We start from the raw sequence: 20,867 nt of genomic DNA, 5'->3' as shown, positions 1-20,867 counted from the left end.
GCATTGAATTGATATGATTTGATGAGTCAGATTTAAAGAGCTGGTAGGTCGACTTATCGTTTTGCATGAACTGAAATAGCTCTTAGTGATGCTTCATAAATAAATGTTACCGAAGAGTTTTTCGTTGCCTCATAATTCATGTTACCGAACAGAGACATTATTAATATAAATATCCTCTAAAAATATCCTAGCGAGGTGAAGGGGCCGGTAATGAGGCCCCTTCGATTGTATCCTCACGGCATTGCCGTCCCCGGCTGTACCGTATATTATTTATAGCATAAATTTTTATCATATTTATTGTTTATTAACCTAAAAATACGATCTACTTTCTTCTTTATAATAGTTCTTAATTCAAAAGGATTAAGAGTATTATAGATTTTCTGAAGTTCTTCTTTTTTTGCTTTAGAAATATATTCTGATTTCATTAATCGTTGATAGGGTGTGCAGGGTTTGTCATATTTTTTAATGATTTTCGCATCAACTCTCTGTTTTTCAATGAGTTTTGTATTGGGAAGAAAATAATTGTTCATTAATGAGACTTCATTTCTATATAAATCATTCATTAATTCAACAACCTCTTTTTTATCAAATCGTTCATAGCCAAATAACTGGCGAACATGAGTCCAGTTTTTCTGCTCTACGTGGGCATTATCATCGCTATGATAGGGTCTTGAACGTGTCAATTGAATGTATCTAGGCCGTTCTGCGTGAGTAAAATATCGAATTAAGTGCCAATTTAAAAACTCATTTCCGTTATCTGAATCGAATCCTAAAATATCAAAAGGCAGGCTTTTTTCAATATCTTCTATTTGAGTTAATACACCTATTGCTCCTTTGTTCCATACGGCTCTATTTTCAGTCCAGGTGGTGCATATGTCCGTCATTGTTAAACTCCAGGCGAAATCTCCTGCTAATGACGAACCACAGTGAGCTACTGTATCCGCTTCTAGAAAGCCAGGTTTTTCCTCATTCCATTGATCTGTTTTTATGGGAATATGCTTTTTTAAAATCGTACCGGGTTTTGTCCCACTTAAACCTCGTTGCACCTTAACTCCTGCTTTAGATAGCATGCGATCGATAGTGGATGCGCTCATACCAAGTAGCCCTTCATAAATCTCTGGGGCAAGATCATCATAAGCACTGCTGTAGTAAGGTAACCACAAAGGCATCGCTCTTTCTAAACGTTTCCCACATAATTGGTCTGTTGCCAGCCAGATGCGCTTTAGAGGCTCTAAATAAAGCTGCATTGAATAACGTTCTTTACGACCTCGTTTCGATTTCGTCTCTTTCTTAGGCTGTTTTCTTTGATTTAACACTCTTATCGCATGCTTCTTGTGATAACCACTTATCGTACATAATTCTTCTAATAGTGCACTTTTTTCGCGCCTATTCGCTTTTTGATATTTCTTAATCACATTATCCAAATAAAGATCCATCGAAAGCTTCCCCATTCTAATGTCCCTTTTCTTCCTTCGGTAACATTATTTATGAGGCAACGAATCTAAAAATTCCTATTTTGGGTAACATTTTTTATGAAGCAATGCGGCATTCCTCTTTTAGATTGATTTATTATCTTTTTGATGATATAATGTTCAGCTCATGCGTTCGTCTGTTTTCCAAGGAGTACAGTGATGTGGTTTACTTTTGCGATTTCTGCTGCCATTTTATGGGGATTCAATTACGCATTAGCTGAAAAAGTATTACGCAGCATATCACCCGTTACGTTATTAGCATTGGAAATGATCATTGGCGCTTTATTATTTACCGGTATTTCGTTTTTTACGACAATGAAAAAAGACGTTCAAGTTTTGGCTGCTGATGCCGGTCTTTTATGGTTAACAATCGCAGAGATTGCCGTTCTTCTTCTTGCAAGTTTTTTCATTGCCACATCAATTAACCTGAAAAATGCCACAATCGCAGGGATATTGGAATTAATTTATCCCTTATTTACCATTATTTTTACTTGGTTTTTATTTAATGAAACTCATGTAAATTCCTCAGTCATCATTGGTGGTTTTTTAATTTTCGCTGGAGTAATAATCATCAGCCTCTCCTAAAAAATATGGACTTAGCTACTATCACATATGCAAAGTCCACTAATCACTGAGGCTTGGGAATGCTACTCATATCCTCTAATTGCTTCATTGGCTTATGCGAAAAAAAAGAACCCAAATAACGTAACACTGACGAGCGAGTAGAACTCGATTCGACTTCTTTTTTTTCTACTTCTATGGTTTTCAGCGGAGGACAGACACTATCCTGCACCATTCTAAATCCTGAAAAAATACTTTTTAGAACTAGAGGTAAAAGACTCAGCATAATGATCATACTGGTCAAATTAGTAGACTCATTAAAAAAAGCATAATTGACAAAGGATTGGAAAACAGCAATTGTCAAAGCAATTGCCATAGTATTGGAAATCAACCTTGAAGCATTTATATTTCGATTATCCATAGGCAAATCGGCACTTTCATTAATTTCATAAAATGAAATCCACAACCATAATAAATCAAAAACAACACTATACCAATGCTGCTGATTCATTTCTGTAACATCCGCGCCCACAGTTTTAGCCAAATCAAAAGTCATTTTTCCACTTTTAAGTGCCAAGGCCATTGTTGGTTTTTCTTGTGAATTTGCTAAAGGAGCAAATTGTTGTACAAATAAACTTTTTGGAAGATTAATATCAAAAAGCTCATAGAACGATTTTTGAGAACCAAACAATCTTCGTAACTGTTCTTCACTGATATTCGATAAAGAATCGACTCCAGGGGCAAAAGTACCATCATCTGACTGATGTGCGATTACCATATTCGAATTTCTCATCATCATCACATCATTGGTGCCATCACCATTCGCGACTACAAAATACTGATGGTCCTTAAGATAACGAGCAAGCATCCCTTTACTCTCTGTACTCATTTCTGCAAAAATAATTACAGGACGCTTCGCCTGCTCTCTATCCATTAGTTTCTGAAATTGTGCCAAGATTGCTTCATTAATACCTGAAAATATGACTGTCGAATCGGCTGGACAATTTTCTTCGTTTAAAAAATCAAAAGTATTTTCTTTAATTTCCTTGGCACAAATAGTAAGAATGTTCTTTGCATTTTTCGGACATAATACCTTGGCAATATTTTCAGCAGCCCTAGCAGTATCACCGGTAGCTACAAATACAGGAACAGATACTTCTCGACATTGCTCGATAAATTTTTCTGCTCCCTTTTTTACGGGATTATCAATAATAAAAGTGCCGTAATACATCAAATTTTTAAGTAATGTCGGTCTTTTTAAAAGATACTGTTCAATTTCCTTTTTATCATCCTTATCCATTAATTCGTGCAAAGCAGCAAACTCATCTGCACGGAGTTTACCTCGAGCAATACACCAATCTCGGGATAATACTTCGGTACGGCTTTGCATCATAGCATAAGCTTGCAACACAGGAGTTTCCTTAAATGCATCTTGATTAGGAACCCCACAAAAGACAAGAAAATAATTCAGACCTTCCTGAACTAAGCTGAAACGACCCCCAAACGTACGATATAAACCTAAATGAAATGTCTCCATTTCTTTCTTCTTGTCTTTAATTGTAAGTACTTTTTTAAAATGATTAGTCCCATAAGTAGTCACTTCCAAGACTTGTTGATTGTTCAACAAAGATTTGAATAGATCCAAGACAGCATGCTCTTCGGGCTCTAATTCTTTTTTATTGTTTGTAAATGCCTCACAAAATACCTCAAAAGACTCAAGCCATTGTATTTCTTGTGGTAAAAGCAAGTTCTTCTTCTCTTTCAATACCCGTTGCACATCAGGAGTCATATCTGTAGTCCATAAACCTAATACATCCATTCGAGTCGTAGTAAGAGTTCCTGTTTTATCTGAAATTACAACGACACCGTTTGGAAATCGGTCACGATAATATCCGCCCAATGCATTACATAAATCCACGACCCGAAGTGCATCTATAGTCTCTAAAGGTTGATCTCCTAAATTATTATTTAATGTTTTCATCAAGCGGCTGTTTACTGTTTCCCTTAAAAAAGCCTCAGAAAAAGGAATCATCGTGTGAAAAAGTGTAAACATAAGTTTTATTGTTTCCGCAGGCATTAAAGTAATATCCCTTTGCAAAAAAGCGGCCATAATGATGGAGCCTAAAATAGAATATAAAACGCTTCTTTGTTTACGTTCCGCAACAATTTCATTAATCACAGCCTTTTTTTCATAATTACTATTTAATAAAAGCTCTTTTTCGGGTTTAACTTGAATAAAAATAGTATCATTACCGTATAAATTTAACTTATCCCCTACCAATACCCCTGCCTGTTTACCGTCTCTAACTGCGTGTAAGTCTACTTTCTTATAGTTTGAAGTAAAATCGGGTTTGGTTTGATGTTCGATCCAAACATCTTCACCATTTTGCGCTTTAAGATTTACACTAAATTTTTTTTGCTCTAATGCCTGAGTGAAATTTCCTTTCTCATCACGTTTTAAGGCAAGAAGTTCCCCAGATACTGGCACACAAGCCAAATCAATGCTGCTGTCACAATAAACCAAATCCCCCGTACGTAATTGATATCTAGGAATACTAACAAACATTGGTCCATTTGATGTAAATCTTAAAACTTGATGCAACTTATGATTATATTCATAATCATGATCAAGCTTTTCTTGCTGCACACTCATTTTTTTTAAAGTAGATGGCGCCAAATCAGCTAATAATGCAGGTAAGTTACGAAATTTCTGGATTATTTTATCGGCATGACGAATATTGTGGGAAATCAATCCCAATTGAAAGGTACGAGAACTCACCATAAGCTCACTGGCAATAAAATGATTGATTTGAAAATATAAATTCGATATTGGAGTAAGTCCCCCGGAAATAATGGCTGTATCTGAACGTTGTGCCCCTCGATTGTATTGAAATCGAATAAGAAGTTCTTGTGCTTTTTGCGCAAGATAAGAAATGCCACTTGGAACCAACAATGCACTCGTTCCAAGTGATGCAATTAATGAATATTCATCAGATACCGCATTGTTTAATAAGAAAGCAGTTCCTCTAAAAACAGAACTGTACATATAGATTATTGCCATTACCTCACTGGCTACAGCCAGAGACATTTCGGCTTGAGATGTAAATTTTTTATCTGTAATACGGTTTAAAGCACAATAACCTAATAGGGCTGCCCCAAAAATAAATTTAAAAATAAAATCATATTCTGGACTCCCCATTTGATATTCACTCATATACTGAGTGAGGTAATGACCAAGAACTAATGCAGCCCCAGAAGAAATCGTAGGCCAAATATATTTTTTAAAGCTACTCCAATCCATAGAGTCTAAAGAAAACGTCATCGCTAAAGTATGATACAGTTCTTTCACGCGCGTAGAAAAAAAATTTCCTATTCCCTCTACAGTACTTCTTAAATAAAAAGTGCGATCCGGCTCGATACGTTGCACCAATTGAAACGGTAATGCTCTATTTTCTTTAGGATTTGTTTCATGTGAATTTTTTGAGATAGATTTTAATACCTTCATGTCGTAAATCCCTTTAATCGCCCATAAGATTTTATTGGATATTTAGATACCATCTTGATAATTAACTTATCCATATAAAAGGTTCAAGAGAATTTGAAAAAATAGTTATAAAGAGGATAAAATAACTCATGAAACAATTTAGATTATTGCTCTATACCTATTTACTTTATTCTCCATTTGAACTCAAAAAGAAGGAAGAAGTCTTTTCCTCAATAAACTATCTCTTAGTCCCAAGTTAAAACTTCAGAAGGTATTCGGCTTGGAAATAACAAATTCCATTTTGTCATCGATAGCAAATGGTTGACCAAACCCAATTCGCATATAATAAACGCACTTTATACAAAACATTATCTTTAATTAGTTTAAGTACGTTTGATTTGGAGAAAAGATGAACAAAGATCTCATTAATTTAGCTAGAGGTATGCTTGAATTTAGCAAAACAACGAATGCAGTAATTCAATCCTCCAAATCGATTAGTACTTGGGTTAATCATGCAACGGTACAACACTACATCAATGGATTAACTAAACCATTTAAAATGCTCGTGGACCTTCAGATGGAACAATATAATAAAATTGCGAGTTGTACACCAATTACCCCGGAATTTAACGAAGAATATTTAAATCACTGTGATGATGAAGAAGAATTATTCGATAAAATCAATGCGTTTATTGCACATTTATTAATAAGAGTCAATGCAGAGTTCGGCACATCATTTCTTGAGCCAAGTAAAATGATTGGCGTTTATTATGAATCAACCATGAAGTTATTTCAGCCATCTCTCGATGAGTTCAAAAAATCAATAAAATATAATTCAATATTGGATGGACTGATTCATCCCATGCAACATCTACTAAAAATGCCACTGCTGCTTAAAGAATGGAAAAAATTTAATCATCCTAAGGTACATTCACAAGAAATCCAGCAATTAGAGGACGAACTGAAACAATATGCAGAAAATGCAGATAAGAGCACCGCATTATTCCACTCGATTTGTACCCATGTTCTTGAAGAAACATTTATCCATAGGCTTCATGAACTATGCTTGATACTTAGCAAATCACTGCAAAAAAGAAAAGGAGAACCTTCTACAGGGATAGTCAAAGCAGGATTAGTTATTGGAGGTAAAGCCATTAAAAATTCAAATCAATTTATTGAGGCTCTTAATACAATAATCAATAATGATGCTGAAACTGTAGGAAATAAAATAAATAATGTGTGTGATTTATTATTAAAAGTCATTAATAAGTTATCCAAACGATTAACATTGCTGCATCCTAGCCATACTTTAGTCGAAACAAAGAGTGCCATGGAAGATTTAATCAATAAAATAAATACAGATATTAAAAATATAGCGGTTATTGATCCCTTATTTGCCGGTTGCTCATTGACGTTAGAACCAGTGAAAATATTCGCACTTATTGGGATGGAACAACTTACGAATAAGCTTCATCACAATATTATGTCCACCCAAATTGAGAGAGTTCCCTATTATTGAGTGGATAATCTCTTGTGACAATTAGTAATAAGTAAGATAAGAAAGTTATTTTTTTTGGCAAAATTCAGTAATTATCGATTATAATTGTTACTAATAAGGACCGTAGGGATAATAAGCATGGGCAAAAAAACTAAAGAATTATCATCAAAACATCATAAAAGCCCTTTATGCCGTATCAACAAGCCTACAGCCGCTTTAAAAAATACCAAACAGACTTACGAACGAATTGCTTGTGTATTTCAGGGAGGCGGTGCATTAGGAGCCTATCAAGTAGGTGCATTTCGTGCCATCCACAAAAAAGGATACCATCCTGATTTTCTGGCAGGAGTCTCAATCGGATCCATTAACAGTGCAATTATTGCCGGTAATCCAAGAAACAAGCAAATTGAAAAATTAGAATTGTTTTGGGACACTATTGTGCCCAAAATATGGACCGATATGCTTTATAGTGGAGAAATTCCAAACTTTTTACATCATCTACACAATCAATTAGGGGCTATGCATACAGTCTTCCATGGCCTGAAGGGTTTTTTTAAACCCCGACTTTTTCCACCAACCTCCATAACTTATGATACCCCTGATAAACTCAGCTATTATGATACTTCCATTCTCAAACAGACATTAGAAAATTTAATTGATTTTGATCGTATTAATGATAAAAAAATAACTCTGTGTCTTGGAGCAGTCAATTTAGCATCTGGTGAAATGGAGTTTTTTAATAATCAAAAAATGATCATCACTCCAGAGCATGTCATGGCAAGCGGAGCGCTTCCTCCAGGTTTTCCAGCAATCAAAATTGGTAATGATTATTACTGGGATGGCGGTATCTATGCGAATACACCTCTTGTGACCGTGCTGGATGCCTTGCCAGAACTGGATACGTTATGTTTTGTAGTAGACTGTTTCAGTCTACGCGGACGATTACCGCAAACCATGGATGAACTTGAGGAGCGGCAAAAAGACATTCGTTATGCCAGCCACTCACGACGACTCACCAATGTATATACCAGCCGTCAAAACTTGCAGGCAGCTATACAGTTTTTAGGGGAAAAATTAAGTCCTGAAGCCAAAAAAGATCCTGAAGTTCAGAAAATACTGGAGTTAGGCCATAGCAAACATTTCAGTGTGGTGCATATTATTTATCGCGGCACTCCTTTTGCCCATTCGTTCAAAGATTATAATTTCGTGCGCTCAGCAATTAATTATCGTATGAAAATAGGCTATGAGAATGCAATGGATATTCTTAAAAATCCTGACTGGGAAAACAAATCCAGTAAAGCTTTGGCTTGTTCCATTTACGGTGTACCACCCGACTATTTTGAACAACATTAAGGCTTCTTTTCAAACTCACTAAAAGACTGGCATTGTTGCGTGGATACTCCTAATAATCATAGGTGGGGGCCAAGGTCCAACCTACAACTTTATCCATACAACAACACCAAAGACTCGAAAGTATAGCTTACTTATATGTGAGTATCATAAATTCTATAAAAATAAACGATACTCACAATAAACTGATTAGGTATTTGGATTTACAGCAAGACCTGATGCTCCGTTAATTGTAGCACTACCCTGGGTACAGTTGTTAAGATCCCCATTATTATTCAGATCACAACTAGTTACCGTATTTGGAGTAGTTACATACAATTGAGGTTGATTATGACCTGCAACGATCTTTTCACCGAAAGCAATATTACTTCCGAAAACTATTCCATTCCCATTAATAGGAAAAGAAAGGCTACAGTTCATCGGGGATGTACTAGGATTACATTGGAAAATATTTCCTTTACTCTGATCACCATCTTGATTGCCCACAACATAAAGATAAGTATTAGAAGGATCAAGAACTAGATTACCGAAGAACCAATTGCTAAAATTCAAAGTCATTGGTCTTGGGATACAACTATTAGTTACAAAATCACACTCAAAAATCCCATCTATTAAGGTGCCAGCGATGAAACTATTATAGCTCACATAAGCCTTTTGATTACTCGTGTTGAGCGTTATTCCAGGGGCAACAGTACCCGGATCAAAAGCAATGATAGGATTACAATTAATAAAGAATCCAGACGCACTATCTACATCGCAAGAATAAAGACTTGATGAATTAGCAGGCGGTGTAATATTGGTTGTAAAATAGGCCTTTCCATTATTGTTAAGAGCCAAACTCAACAAAGAGTATGGCCAAGTTGTTGGAGTGGCTGAGGTGCATCCAGTCAAATCACCTTGTGAGGTTATATTACATACAATAACAGGAAGTGGCTGGCCCTGGCTATCAAACTGAACCAAATAAGCTTTATTACCTGTAGAATTAATAACTATTTGAATAATCGATTGGGTAAAATTATAGTCTCCTGTTGGTTGGCATGCAGTATTAAAACTTCCATTAGTAATAGTACAACGGTTTACATAAGGAGCTGTTGATGCACCTACGAATGCAAGAGAACTCATTGTATTGTTTGTAACGATAATACGTACAGGAACACCAGATGCAGTATTACTTCCCGAAATAGTTACAAAGATATCCTCTGCTACGTTACCTGGCAAAAATCCAAAAATACAACTTTGGTTTGCCGGTAATGTATTGGTACATGTGGTACTAGAAGCTACAGTTATCTGACTGCCTGCGGGGATCAAAGCAGTCAAACCTTCAACCGCAGTTGTAGCAGATGTATTTTGTACTGAAACCTGGCCAGAAGTACCATTCACAGTGAGGTTTAATTGATTTGGATTAACCGTAATCGTAGCTTGGCTGGCGGATGACACATTAACGGTTACTGGGACTGCTGCTGTGACATTGCTTCCCGTTATTTCTATGGTAATGTGCTCTACTGTATTACCTGGAAGAAATGCAAAGATACACGATTGATTCTCGGGCAGTGTATTGGTACATGTAGTATGACTAGGATCTACAGTTACCTGACTGCCTGGTGGTATCAAAGCAGTCAAACCTTCAACTGCAGTTGTAGCAGACGTATTTTGTACTGTAACCTGTCCAAAAGCACCATTCACAGTGAGGTTTAATAAGTTTGGATTAACAGTGATACTTGCTATTGGCCCACTGACTTTAGTCACTTGTAAATGTTTTCCGGGGCTAGTAGGTTGGTAACATTGATTTGGATTTGGTGCCCCATTAGGGCTCTTCTGACAAAGAGAAGGACCACCAGAAACACCATTTGTTGGCAAGGCACTGCCTGTAACAGTTAATACCAAATCACAAGTCCCCTTCCCTTTAACATCACAAGGAGCGGTTTGGCTTATTCCCTGAATGGGTTCGATAACTAAACTATGTGGTTTAGAAGAATGATTTTGAACAATATACTTAATTGTTGCGCTTCCCGTGCTACTTACATTCACTACGGGTGGAAAATTATCATCAGGTGTAAATGTCCATAAAGGAGCTGCTGCTTGCGCTATTGTTACCATAGAGAGTAACAATACTCCAGTGATTATTTTATTTATTGATATCTTTTTCATACCCATGTCCTTATGAAAATATGTACGATTTTAAAAAAATAGATTTCTGTGTCGATCTAGTTCTGGGTAAAAAATTTTCGTTTTTGGCTCCATTTCCCAAAACCACTCCTGCACTAATGGTACTATCCTAGATTGTCGCGCTAATGCTACGAACCCATGGTACTGGGCTAATAAATCACTAGCTAAACTATTTCAGAACAACCCCAATGATAGAGGATCTTTTTCATTAATGCCCTCCGTCCAATCCAGCAAAAATAGCTTATCAATTGTTTTTGATGACCAATATAACTCTATCTGCAGCTAAGGCATTAATCATACTACTCTAAAGTTGTGTAAATTCAAATAAGCAAAAAATGACAACTAATTTTACTCCATAATTGTTGGGTAGATTGCCCGCACTCTAATGGTTTTTTAGATAAAAGCGATCAAGCTAATTTAGCATCAACTTGTATCGATACACGTAGATTTGACCAAGTTGATAGAGCGCTTTAGCATGCTACAAAAGTTATATTCTCTGCTGCGAATCACCTCTTACTCATTTTACAAAATAAGGTTTTTAGACTATTACTAAATTACAAAAGCAACGGAATACAGTTTGAATCATAATGAAAAAATGGATTGGACTTTTCTTATCTCTAGTAGTGCTTATTTTTATTATTTATTACGTCATGGGTTTTATGGTGAAAAATACCCTGAATAACGTCATCAATACAATTCCCCAATCTTCTATAATGAGCGTTCAAATTGATAAATATCAACGTGGCTGGTTTTCATCTAAAGCCCTATGGGTATTCAGAATGCATATACCTGAGCAAACAATTACAGATAAAAATAATGTTCCCAAAACGGAGCCTCCTCTTGATTTTGAAATGACGCTACCTATCACAATCAAACATGGCCCTATTCTCTTTACAAATAATGGAGTACGTTTTGGAGTTGGCGCAATTACAACTCAACCTGAAACTCATTATGGAGTATTCATCAATTATTTAAACCAAATCATTATAAAATACGATCTCCCCTCTTTTAAGATACATGGTAAAGAAACATCCAATAATAACGAATTTCAATTCAATTGGATGGGATTAAGCGCTTTAGTCCGTTTTTCTTCAACTGTAGATAATCTAGATAGCTATTTAAAACTCTATGGCATTGATGGCTCTGCCAATGACACTCATTTCAAAATAGGCAGAATAACCCATACATTTAACTCAAAACGTATTCAAGAATGGTTATGGGCTGGTCAATCCCATGTTACTATTTCTTCTATTTTCATAAATTCAACCAATCAAAGCATATTTAATTTAGAGAAATTTGATTTTATATTGGATTCTGATGTCACCAATGGGACATTAAACTTTGATTACACACTTTCATTACAAAAATTATTCGCCAACAATCAAAACTATGGTCCGATTCTTATGACATTAAGTTTAAAAAACTTAGATCCAGAAGCTATGGCCAAGCTCAATAAACAAACATTCAGTATGTTGCAAAACAATGATTCTAATCTTGTGGCATTGGGCTTCGCTACTGAATTACCGAAACTACTTCGCAAAGGACCTGTATTAGAACTTTCTGAAATGATTATCAATTTACCTGAAGGGAAAGTTGTAGGTAATTTTAAAATATCACTGCCACAAACAGAGATAAATGACTTATCGAAAGCGATGCAACAAGCTCAAGGCCAAGGCTATTTTAAAGCACCTATTGCAGCAGTCAAAAAACTGATGATTGCCTCAATTAAAAGTAATCTAAGTCGCCAAAACAAAGAACAGACATCTCAAAATCCGGCAACACTACCGCAATCCCTTGTAACTCCGACACCAATTCCAACTAATTTAGATTTAGATGAGGAGGCGAAGAATCAATCTGAAAAAATATTACAAAAATTATTAGAAAAAGGTTTCTTAAAAATTGAAGATAAGGATTACGTACTTCAGTTTAAATTAGAAAACCAACAAATTATTGTGAATGGAAAACGATTTACTCCCAATATGCTGCACTAAGTTTCGTCCTCTTGTTTCATGGAGCAACTCGCACAGCACATAGTGGTCATTTTAAATTAAATTTCTACGCTATAATTGATAAAAGACATGCTCAAGGATGCAGTAATGAATCTTACTCGAGAAATCATCAATAAAGCCGTAGAAGCAAAAATCATTACCCAAAAGCAATCAGAAGAACTTATTGAATTTATTAGAAAACAACCCGGTCAAAATAAAGGATTTGGGTTAACTAATGTTCTTTATTATTTAGGAGGATTGATAGCAATTAGTGCAATGAGCTTATTTATGACTTTAGGTTGGGAACTTTTTGGAGGTTGGGGAATATTATTCCTCTGCATCTGTTACGCCATATTAGGATTATCCTTATCAGATATTTTTAACAAAAAAGGGTTTATCGTTCCAGCTGAAATCTGCGCCACATTTGTAATATTTCTTAGCCCATTGGCGATTTACGGACTTCAAAAAGGAATGGGGTGGTGGCCTCCAGATGATACTGTTTTTCGTGAATATAATTATTATATAAAATGGCATTGGATCTTTATGGAGCTAGGTACTCTTGCTGTTGGCATTATTATGGCGTGGATTTATCGCTATTCATTCATGGTTATGCCCATAGCAATTACATTATGGTATATGTCCATGGATCTTACTGCCATGCTTACAGGCGGAGAGAGTTCTTTTGAACTTAGTGCTAAAGTTTCTATGTATTTTGGATTAATTATTATATTTATTGGGTTTTGGGTCGATCTTCGATCGAGACAGTCTGAAGATTTTGCTTTTTGGTTGTATATCTTTGGTGTACTTACATTTTGGGGCGGCTTAAGCGCACAACATTCAGACTCTGAACTGTCTAAATTTATCTACTTATGTATTAATCTCTTACTCATTTTAATCGGAATAATTTTAAGTAGAAAAGTATTTACTGTTTTTGGTGGAATTGGAGTTTGTTTTTATTTAGGACATCTGGCTTATGATATATTTAAAGACAGCTACCTCTTCCCTATAATTCTTACTGTAATTGGATTAGGTATTATTTATCTAGGCATACTTTGGCAGAAAAATGAACAGAGAATGACTGCCGCACTACGTAAAATACTACCCAAATCACTGCAGGAACTTTTGCAAGCACGCGATCAATTAATTTAACGTAGCTCGACATAAAAGGGATAGGTAAAATACACTCAAAATTAAGGCATGTTGACAATTCTTCTCCCCGACTACGCGGCACCTACGGTAAGCATGAATTGTCAACACACCCTATGTTGCTTTAATTTGCTTCAAAAAATAATTTTTCCTCAATGATAGCTTTTTTCAAATGAGCAGTTTACATTAGAAAGATATTCATCATTCTGGAGAGTCATTTATCATGATTTCAATGACAACCTATTGGCAACAATTTAAAGAGTGTATTGATAACCTTCAAATGTCGACTCACGATATAGACTGCACAAGACAAATTTCCACTGCCCAAAATTTGATTGCAATTGGATTAACCATAGAAAAACTCGGGCTATTGGAAATCCAACAGGTATCGGATCAATTACATGAAAAAGCAAAACTCTTTCAAAATGAAATTTTCTATACTACTAATAACCACGAATATACATTTTATTTACCAAAAATAACCAATGCCCAAAGCTTTATTTTTGCCATTATCTATTATCAACATTTGCTCAATTATCAGAATGTAAGTTATCAAGGGTCTATCAATTGGTTTCGACAAAAAGTCATTGATGCCATGAATCAAAAAAAAATCACCACGGCGATTCAAGCACAAGCCTTACTTCAAGAAATTCGTCAATATTACCAAAAACAAAATTTAAATGTTGATGAACTCTTATTTTTAAAAAAAGAGGAAGAATCCATAAGCGAGTATACTTCAAGACTCGTAAAAACGTTTAATTGCCCGGTTGAACAGCCCCAAAATGAAACAAAAGTCCATTTGCCTCCACTCGATGAGATAACCACTCTCAAAAAATCACTTGAATTTTTAAACCAAAAATTGAATCAGTTAAAAATTAAAGCGGACTTAATTGATCAAAAATTATCTGTTTTTAAACAAGCAAAACGAGACTATCTTCAATTAACTAATGAATGGAAAAATAAATGGTTTATCACTAAGGCCTTTTATTGGTTCCTCTCATTATTTATTGAAGTACCTGAGATCAACAATTTAAAAGCAGCACATGCACATCTCATTCACACAAAAAATGATTTAAATCAGGAACTTAAAAACAGATCTCCCAAAGTATATTGCGCAAAATTACAAAAGCAGCTGCGAAAATTAGAATGTGAGCAAGTCAAAATTAAAAGTGAAATTACCCTAAAGAACGAAATACAACAAAAAAAACATACGCCGACACTTACATTGCTTTCTCATAAAGAATTAGAAAAAAGTGTTGAGTCTAAATCTGAGATTAAAGAGGGAGATGATTCCTCTTATTTAGAAACGTCCTCCAACAATGATTATTATGGATTTTTTAAAAAGAATCTACCCAGCAGATATACGCTACAAGCTATTGCTGTAGGTGCTGCAGCTATTGCAATTCAGAATTTATTATAACATGCAAAATAGCCTAGATAATCAATTAACGTGAGTTCGACATAAAAGGCATTTCTATGCTTTTTATGTCGCTAAACGAATCCCGTAAAATGCGCAGCAATTTCTATGTTTTTTCTAAGTTTATGCTCTCTCGTATTCGTTCAGGCAATGGCGTCAATTTAAGGACGAATCTTCGCCTCTTGACGTATCGCCACCTCCACGAAAGCAGAAGGTGACATTCTTTCGAAAACTTAGAGTTGATCCGAAACCTCATCCTTTCCTGCTGAAGTTGGCACCATTGCATGAATGCTTACGCCCTGGTCTTAATGTAAGGTCAATGTAGTTGCTGCTTTTTGTTGTTCTGAAAAATCAGTTATTAATTCCTGCCGCTGTTCACTTGTTAAAAGATCCCAGTATTGGGCGGTAGAAATATGACTAAGCTCATGTCTTATAGGTTGACTCGTTTCAGATAAATACTGCCTAAACTGGAACAGGATACTTTCTTAGCCGACGCTTGATATGCCTCAAATAATTTTTCTTGTTCAACAAGCGTTCTACTATTCCAATAGCGAGGATAGTAGGATTGTCAACAGCCCTTATCTACAAGTTGTTGATTTATTCATATACTCTAACAATCTACTTTCAATTCCAGGAGAAGTATAAGAACACTTATTGCTCGATTGTATCACACCGTTAATAAGATTTACCAAAAAATTAACCTTCTGTGACTCAGAAATATCAGTTGCTAATACTTCTCTGGTAATTCCTGCAAATACTTCAGATAAAACAGAGGCGCTTTTTCCTGGTTTTTTTCCATTCGAGTATGTATCAATAAGCCCTTTACTCACACCATTAAGCGCTGAGGCAATCATAAGTGCATTTTGATTAGAGACCACCATCCCAGTATCCTCATCATTTTCTTTAAGTACACTGCCTTTAGTTTTTGGTGGAGCAGAGAAAAAACTTATTTTTCTCTCTACAGGAGTTAAGGTCTCTATAAGAGGAGTATGTTTTTCTACGGAAATTGTAGGCTGTTTAGGCGGATGACTTCTTTTAAAATTAACTTCTAACCAATTCACTAAGCGGGAAGGATCGTCGACATGAATGCAATACTCACTATGATCACACTCCTCAATAATATTTTTTCCCTGTGAAATCCGAGCAACATGCTTTGGAACAACAAGATATTCTTTTGTTGCTTCAAAAGGCTCTAAAATTTCACCGGGATAAACCACAAAATTGTAACCTAATGAAGCTGCTAACCACATCACTGCGGGACTTTCTTCAATAAGATAATCATGGGAGCGATGCCTCCATAACTCTTCATTACCGTCTTTGCTATGACGCTTAACAAAATCCTCTTGTGTCCTATTAATAGATTCTTTAAGACCCTCTACTGAATCATAAAGCTTTATTATTTCACTAATTTTTTCTTGGCTCGTATTTTGAATCCATGTTTGCCAACGAACTATTTCGAAATTTTTTCCTTGTTTATCAGCTAAATCATTAATAATGGCAATTATTTCATCAACTGATTTTTCAGGATAATTATCACGAAATTGCTCGATGCTCATATCTAAAGGAGCTAAAAAAGCACCTAGATTAGTTAGAAAATAATCATCACCAATCGTAATGGCTTCTTGTTTCAGCTCTTCCTCATCTGATTTAGTAGAGGTCAACTGCTTGATATTATGCCAATAAATTTCATCAGCGATTAAGAACGTTGCTTTTCCTTTCGCGCCAGAATAGTCAATAGGAGTTTGATGTGTTGCAACAGCTTGTTTCACAATAGCGCCTAAATATTCGCCTGTGCAATATTCATTTCCTCGAATGCTCAGCAAAACTAAATCCTTTGTAGTTTTTAATGAGGGAAAAAGGCTTTTCTCTTTTCCATCAAAACTCGCGGTTATAATTTCACCGTCTTTGGGGCCTCTAACTTTTGGCATTATATAATCCTCAGCTTTTTTAATAAGCTACGCTCATAATTCATTATCTGTATTATATTTATTATTTATTATTTATTATTTATTTAATCTACATTAATTAGATTCAATTCCTTAGGCAGATTTATAATTTTCATCAAGATTATTGCATAGTTTAAATCAATTTGCAAAAAATATAACCATTTTTTCATAATTAGTTTATAATAACCAATATCTAAACTTAGAGCCCAAGAATTTTTAGCTTCTCTTTACTATACTCATAACGTAGAGAGCCCATTAATATATTGCTACGAGGCTTAATTGAAATACTATTTATCTATAATGCACTCTAAAATGCATTTTCCTAATATCTAGTACGGTGAAAAATGGATTCAAAAAAAATAAATGAATTACAAAAAATTATTGATGAAAAAAATAATGAAATTCATCAACTGATTTCAAGTCTAGAGGAAGAGCGATCAAAGTTTAAGAACGAGTTACAAGCAGTTCATGATTATTACGAAAACATCATTGCCTTAATGCCAGGACATGTCTATTGGTTAGATAAAAATAACGTTTTTTTAGGTTGTAATGATTTGCAAGCTCAAAATGCACAATTAAAATCAAGAAAAGATATTGTGGGAAAAACAAATTATGATATGCCTTGGAAAGATCAAGCTGAAGAGCTCAATAAAGTTAACACGCTAGTGATGGAAACAGGCATACCCCATACTGCAGAAGAATATGCGGTAATGGTTAATGGAATGGGCATTTATTACTCACAAAAGGTTCCTTTACGCAATCAAAAGAATGAAGTCATTGGTGTTTTAGGCATATCCCTAGACATAACTGAACGTAAAAAAATGGAAGTCGCTCTACGTCGCGCCAAAGAAAATGCAGAAGTTGCCAATCAAGCTAAAACTGAATTTATCGCCAATATGAGCCATGATATTCACACCCCCTTAAGCGGGATTGTTGGCATGTCAAAACTCTTGGAGGAAAAAGAACAAAATCCAGAGAAAAAACAATATGCACGTTGGATTCATGAAAGCGGTGAACAATTATTGGAGTTACTCAATGGCGTGATGGAAATTGTAGCCACAGATAATCTAAGAGAAGATGATGTTCATGAAGAATTATTTGAGTTACGTAAAAATATTCAAGATATAGCCCATCTGGTGCAACCTACTCTGCAAATGAAAAAAATTCAATTGAACATTGAAATTGATGAAAATGCACCCAACACCGTAATCACTGATGCTACAAAAATACATAGAGTACTCTTAAATCTTGTAGGCAATGCCATTAAATTTACCGATAATGGCGTTGTTACCATAAAAGTAGAAGTACTCTCACTCGAAAATAATTATGCACAGCTTCGGTTTAGTATCATTGATACAGGTATTGGTATCCCTTCCGAATTACAAACCAAAATTTTCGATCGTTTTTTTCGGGCTATTCCTTCTTATAAAAGTACTCATAGCGGTTATGGAGTGGGTTTACATATTGCGCAAAAATACTTAAGCCTGTTAGGAGGGGAAATAAATTTGGAAAGTGAAGTCGGAAAAGGTTCAACCTTTTATTTTACGCTTACGATGAAGATTGGCTATAATGATCAATCAATATCCAATACTGTTATTGAATCTGATTTAAAGAAAAATAAAGCTCCTTTTTCACCCCTTATTCTATTAGTTGAAGATAATATTCTTTCTTTGCATATGATTGAAAATATAGTGGAGCAAGCCGGTTATAAGTTTTATTCCGCCATCGATGGAGAACATGCTCTAGAATTAATAGAAACCAATGATTTCGACCTAATCATTACCGACATAGGTTTATCAAGTTTTTCAGGAAACAAGCTTGTTCTAAGTATTCGTGAACTGGAAAATCAATTGCATAAAAAACCCATACCGATTATTGGGCTAACTACAAATAAATCAACCGAAATAGAAAAAGAGTACTTACGCTTGGGCATGAATAAAATACTCAATAAGCCAATCCATTTAAAAGCACTGCAATCAGTAGTTAATGAATTTTTTTCACCTAAAAACAAATAAATTTAGCATAAACTCCACACCATCATCCATAATTGGAAATTCAACCACGTTTTAAGTGCAACAAGTAATTTAATGACCCGTTTTGTATTAGTATCCTAGAGTTTCAAAATAGTTGTTATCAAAAGGATAACAAATCCAGGTCATAGAAGAACCTTTGTAATTTACATCAATAGTTTTAGTATTTAGTGCAGATAATGCCGGTTGCTTATCGATATAACAAACCTGTCTTGCCCCATCCACTATAACATAGTAATAAGAGGTTGTTATTGTGTAATGATTAGGCAAGTAATAAAAATTTCCTTGTTTTTCTAAAATAACTGGATTACCTGTAATAACAATCTTAGCTGCATAGGAGGCTATACTAAGTGTCATAAAAAACGACATCGCGAATAAAAGTGTTTTTTTCATAATAACTTCACTCCTTGAAATAATTTGGTAACTATTGACAAGTATAGAACAATTATTTTTAGGCTAGACCTAGAAAAAGCAGTTGTGTTCATTAAGAGCCAGTTAAGAGATCCAACTAGTTCATGCTTTTTAGCTCACACAGTAGGAAAGTAGGAATCAACTGCTTTTTCTAGGTTAAAATACTTCATTTAGAATATGAGGAACATATGAACGTACAAGATTGGCTAACAAAACTTATCGCTTTTGATACTACTTCACGCAACTCTAATCTAGCACTTATAGAGTTTCTGGCTAATGCTTTGGATGATTATCAGATAAAGTCGATTATAATTCATGATAATGAAGAGCCTAAAGCCAATTTACTAGCAACTATTCCTGCTCATAATGATCGTTTTGACGGCGGAATTATCTTATCAGGACATACTGATGTTGTTCCTGTAGATGGACAAGACTGGGATAGCGATCCATTCCAAGCCACGCTTAAAGAGGAACGTATTTATGGCAGAGGCGCCTGTGATATGAAAGGCTTTATTGCTGTAGTTATGAGCCTTATTCCACAATTAAAAGCATTGAAACTCGAATTTCCTATACATCTTGCTTTTTCGTACGATGAGGAAATTGGTTGTCGTGGAGCACCTCACCTTATTGATAAAATTAAAATGCTACATTATAAACCCAAAGCCTGCATCGTCGGTGAACCAACATCCATGCAACCTGTCATTGGCCATAAAGGGATACACTCATATCGCTGTAAAATTCATGGGGTAGCTGCTCATTCATCACTTACTTCTGAGGGATGTAATGCCATAGAACATGCCGCATCTTTGATCCGTTTTCTTCGTAATCTGGCGAACGAGTTTAAATTCAAAGGACACAAAGATGAATTATATGACGTACCTTATACTACAGTCTCAACCAATCTTATCCAAGGTGGAAATGCTTATAATATTATCCCAAGCTTATGTGAATTTATTTTTGAAATTAGAAACTTAACCTTAGATAATTCAGATGAAATTCATAAAAAAATAGTGAATTACATAGAAAAGGAATTGCTTCCAATCATGCATCAAGAGCAACCAAATGCCCAAATAATTTTAGAAAACATCGCTAATGCACCAGGTCTAGAGACCCGACCTACCGAAGCAATTGTTCATGCAGCACAATCTATTTGCAACAATCAACAACAATCAAAAGTAGCCTATGCAACAGAGGCAGGATTATTTCAGCAAGCCCAAATTCCTACTATTGTTTGTGGTCCAGGTAGTATCGAACAAGCCCATCGAGCAAATGAATTTGTCGCTCTTGAGCAATTACATCGTTGTGAACAATTTATTATTGAAATGCTAAAATTGCCATTTCTTAAATAACCGATGATAAAACTTAATGATCATTATTAGGTCTATTTGAAAAATATAA

The 20,867-nt window shown here is 35.1% G+C and carries 13 protein-coding genes; 8 read left to right on the top strand and 5 right to left on the bottom strand.

The features are described 5' to 3' along the window. Positions 1–266: 266 nt before the first annotated feature. A complete protein-coding gene (locus Lgra_RS11960; protein ID WP_058499501.1) occupies positions 267–1,451 on the bottom strand; it encodes a hypothetical protein in 1,185 nt (394 codons plus the stop codon). Positions 1,452–1,631: 180 nt separating this feature from the next. On the opposite strand from Lgra_RS11960, the gene Lgra_RS11955 reads away from it, so the two are divergent. Further along, positions 1,632–2,057, top strand: coding sequence for a DMT family transporter (locus Lgra_RS11955; RefSeq protein WP_058499500.1), 426 nt, complete (start codon positions 1,632–1,634; stop codon positions 2,055–2,057). 43 nt (positions 2,058–2,100) lie between these two features. On the opposite strand, the gene Lgra_RS11950 is transcribed toward Lgra_RS11955, so the two are convergent. Then, positions 2,101–5,538, bottom strand: a complete 3,438-nt coding sequence (locus Lgra_RS11950; RefSeq protein WP_058499499.1) for a cation-translocating P-type ATPase — start codon at positions 5,536–5,538, stop codon at positions 2,101–2,103. 388 nt (positions 5,539–5,926) lie between these two features. Between Lgra_RS11950 and Lgra_RS11945 the strand changes: the two genes are divergently transcribed. Both Lgra_RS11945 and Lgra_RS11935 read left to right on the top strand, forming a co-directional pair. Continuing rightward, on the top strand, positions 5,927–7,036 hold the full coding sequence (locus Lgra_RS11945) for a hypothetical protein (protein WP_238584437.1): 1,110 nt from the start codon (positions 5,927–5,929) through the stop codon (positions 7,034–7,036). Positions 7,037–7,153: 117 nt separating this feature from the next. Continuing rightward, entirely contained in the window at positions 7,154–8,368 is a 1,215-nt protein-coding gene (locus Lgra_RS11935) for a patatin-like phospholipase family protein (protein ID WP_058499498.1), read from the top strand. Positions 8,369–8,554: 186 nt separating this feature from the next. Here the strand turns inward: Lgra_RS11935 and Lgra_RS11930 are convergent, their stop codons facing one another. Beyond that, positions 8,555–10,513 carry a hypothetical protein gene (locus Lgra_RS11930; protein ID WP_058499497.1) on the bottom strand — a complete coding sequence of 653 codons (1,959 nt, stop codon included), beginning with the start codon at positions 10,511–10,513 and terminating at the stop codon, positions 8,555–8,557. A gap of 605 nt (positions 10,514–11,118) precedes the next feature. On the opposite strand from Lgra_RS11930, the gene Lgra_RS11925 reads away from it, so the two are divergent. The 3 genes from Lgra_RS11925 to Lgra_RS11915 all read left to right on the top strand — a co-directional run bounded on the left by Lgra_RS11925 (position 11,119) and on the right by Lgra_RS11915 (position 15,085). Further along, positions 11,119–12,522, top strand: coding sequence for a YdgA family protein (locus tag Lgra_RS11925; protein ID WP_058499496.1), 1,404 nt, complete (start codon positions 11,119–11,121; stop codon positions 12,520–12,522). Positions 12,523–12,627: 105 nt separating this feature from the next. Next, positions 12,628–13,668, top strand: a complete 1,041-nt coding sequence (locus Lgra_RS11920; protein WP_058499495.1) for a hypothetical protein — start codon at positions 12,628–12,630, stop codon at positions 13,666–13,668. A gap of 220 nt (positions 13,669–13,888) precedes the next feature. Further along, positions 13,889–15,085, top strand: coding sequence for a hypothetical protein (locus tag Lgra_RS11915; RefSeq protein ID WP_058499494.1), 1,197 nt, complete (start codon positions 13,889–13,891; stop codon positions 15,083–15,085). A gap of 575 nt (positions 15,086–15,660) precedes the next feature. On the opposite strand, the gene Lgra_RS11910 is transcribed toward Lgra_RS11915, so the two are convergent. Further along, positions 15,661–17,010, bottom strand: coding sequence for a hypothetical protein (locus Lgra_RS11910; protein WP_058499493.1), 1,350 nt, complete (start codon positions 17,008–17,010; stop codon positions 15,661–15,663). Between the two features lie 362 nt (positions 17,011–17,372). Here Lgra_RS11910 and Lgra_RS11905 point away from each other — a divergent pair, with 362 nt between their 5' ends. Continuing rightward, complete coding sequence (locus Lgra_RS11905) at positions 17,373–19,043, top strand: ATP-binding protein (protein WP_058499492.1); 1,671 nt, start codon at positions 17,373–17,375, stop codon at positions 19,041–19,043. An 87-nt stretch (positions 19,044–19,130) separates the two neighbouring features. Here Lgra_RS11905 and Lgra_RS11900 read toward each other — a convergent pair whose 3' ends face one another. Continuing rightward, positions 19,131–19,451, bottom strand: a complete 321-nt coding sequence (locus Lgra_RS11900) for a hypothetical protein (RefSeq protein WP_058499491.1) — start codon at positions 19,449–19,451, stop codon at positions 19,131–19,133. Positions 19,452–19,657: 206 nt separating this feature from the next. Between Lgra_RS11900 and argE the strand changes: the two genes are divergently transcribed. Beyond that, positions 19,658–20,818 carry an acetylornithine deacetylase gene (gene argE, locus Lgra_RS11895; RefSeq protein ID WP_058499490.1) on the top strand — a complete coding sequence of 387 codons (1,161 nt, stop codon included), beginning with the start codon at positions 19,658–19,660 and terminating at the stop codon, positions 20,816–20,818. Positions 20,819–20,867: the final 49 nt, after the last annotated feature.

Origin of the sequence: Legionella gratiana, from assembly GCF_001467695.1 — a bacterium.
GTDB classification, from domain to species: domain Bacteria; phylum Pseudomonadota; class Gammaproteobacteria; order Legionellales; family Legionellaceae; genus Legionella; species Legionella gratiana.
This window is presented reverse-complemented; position numbering and strand designations above follow the sequence as displayed.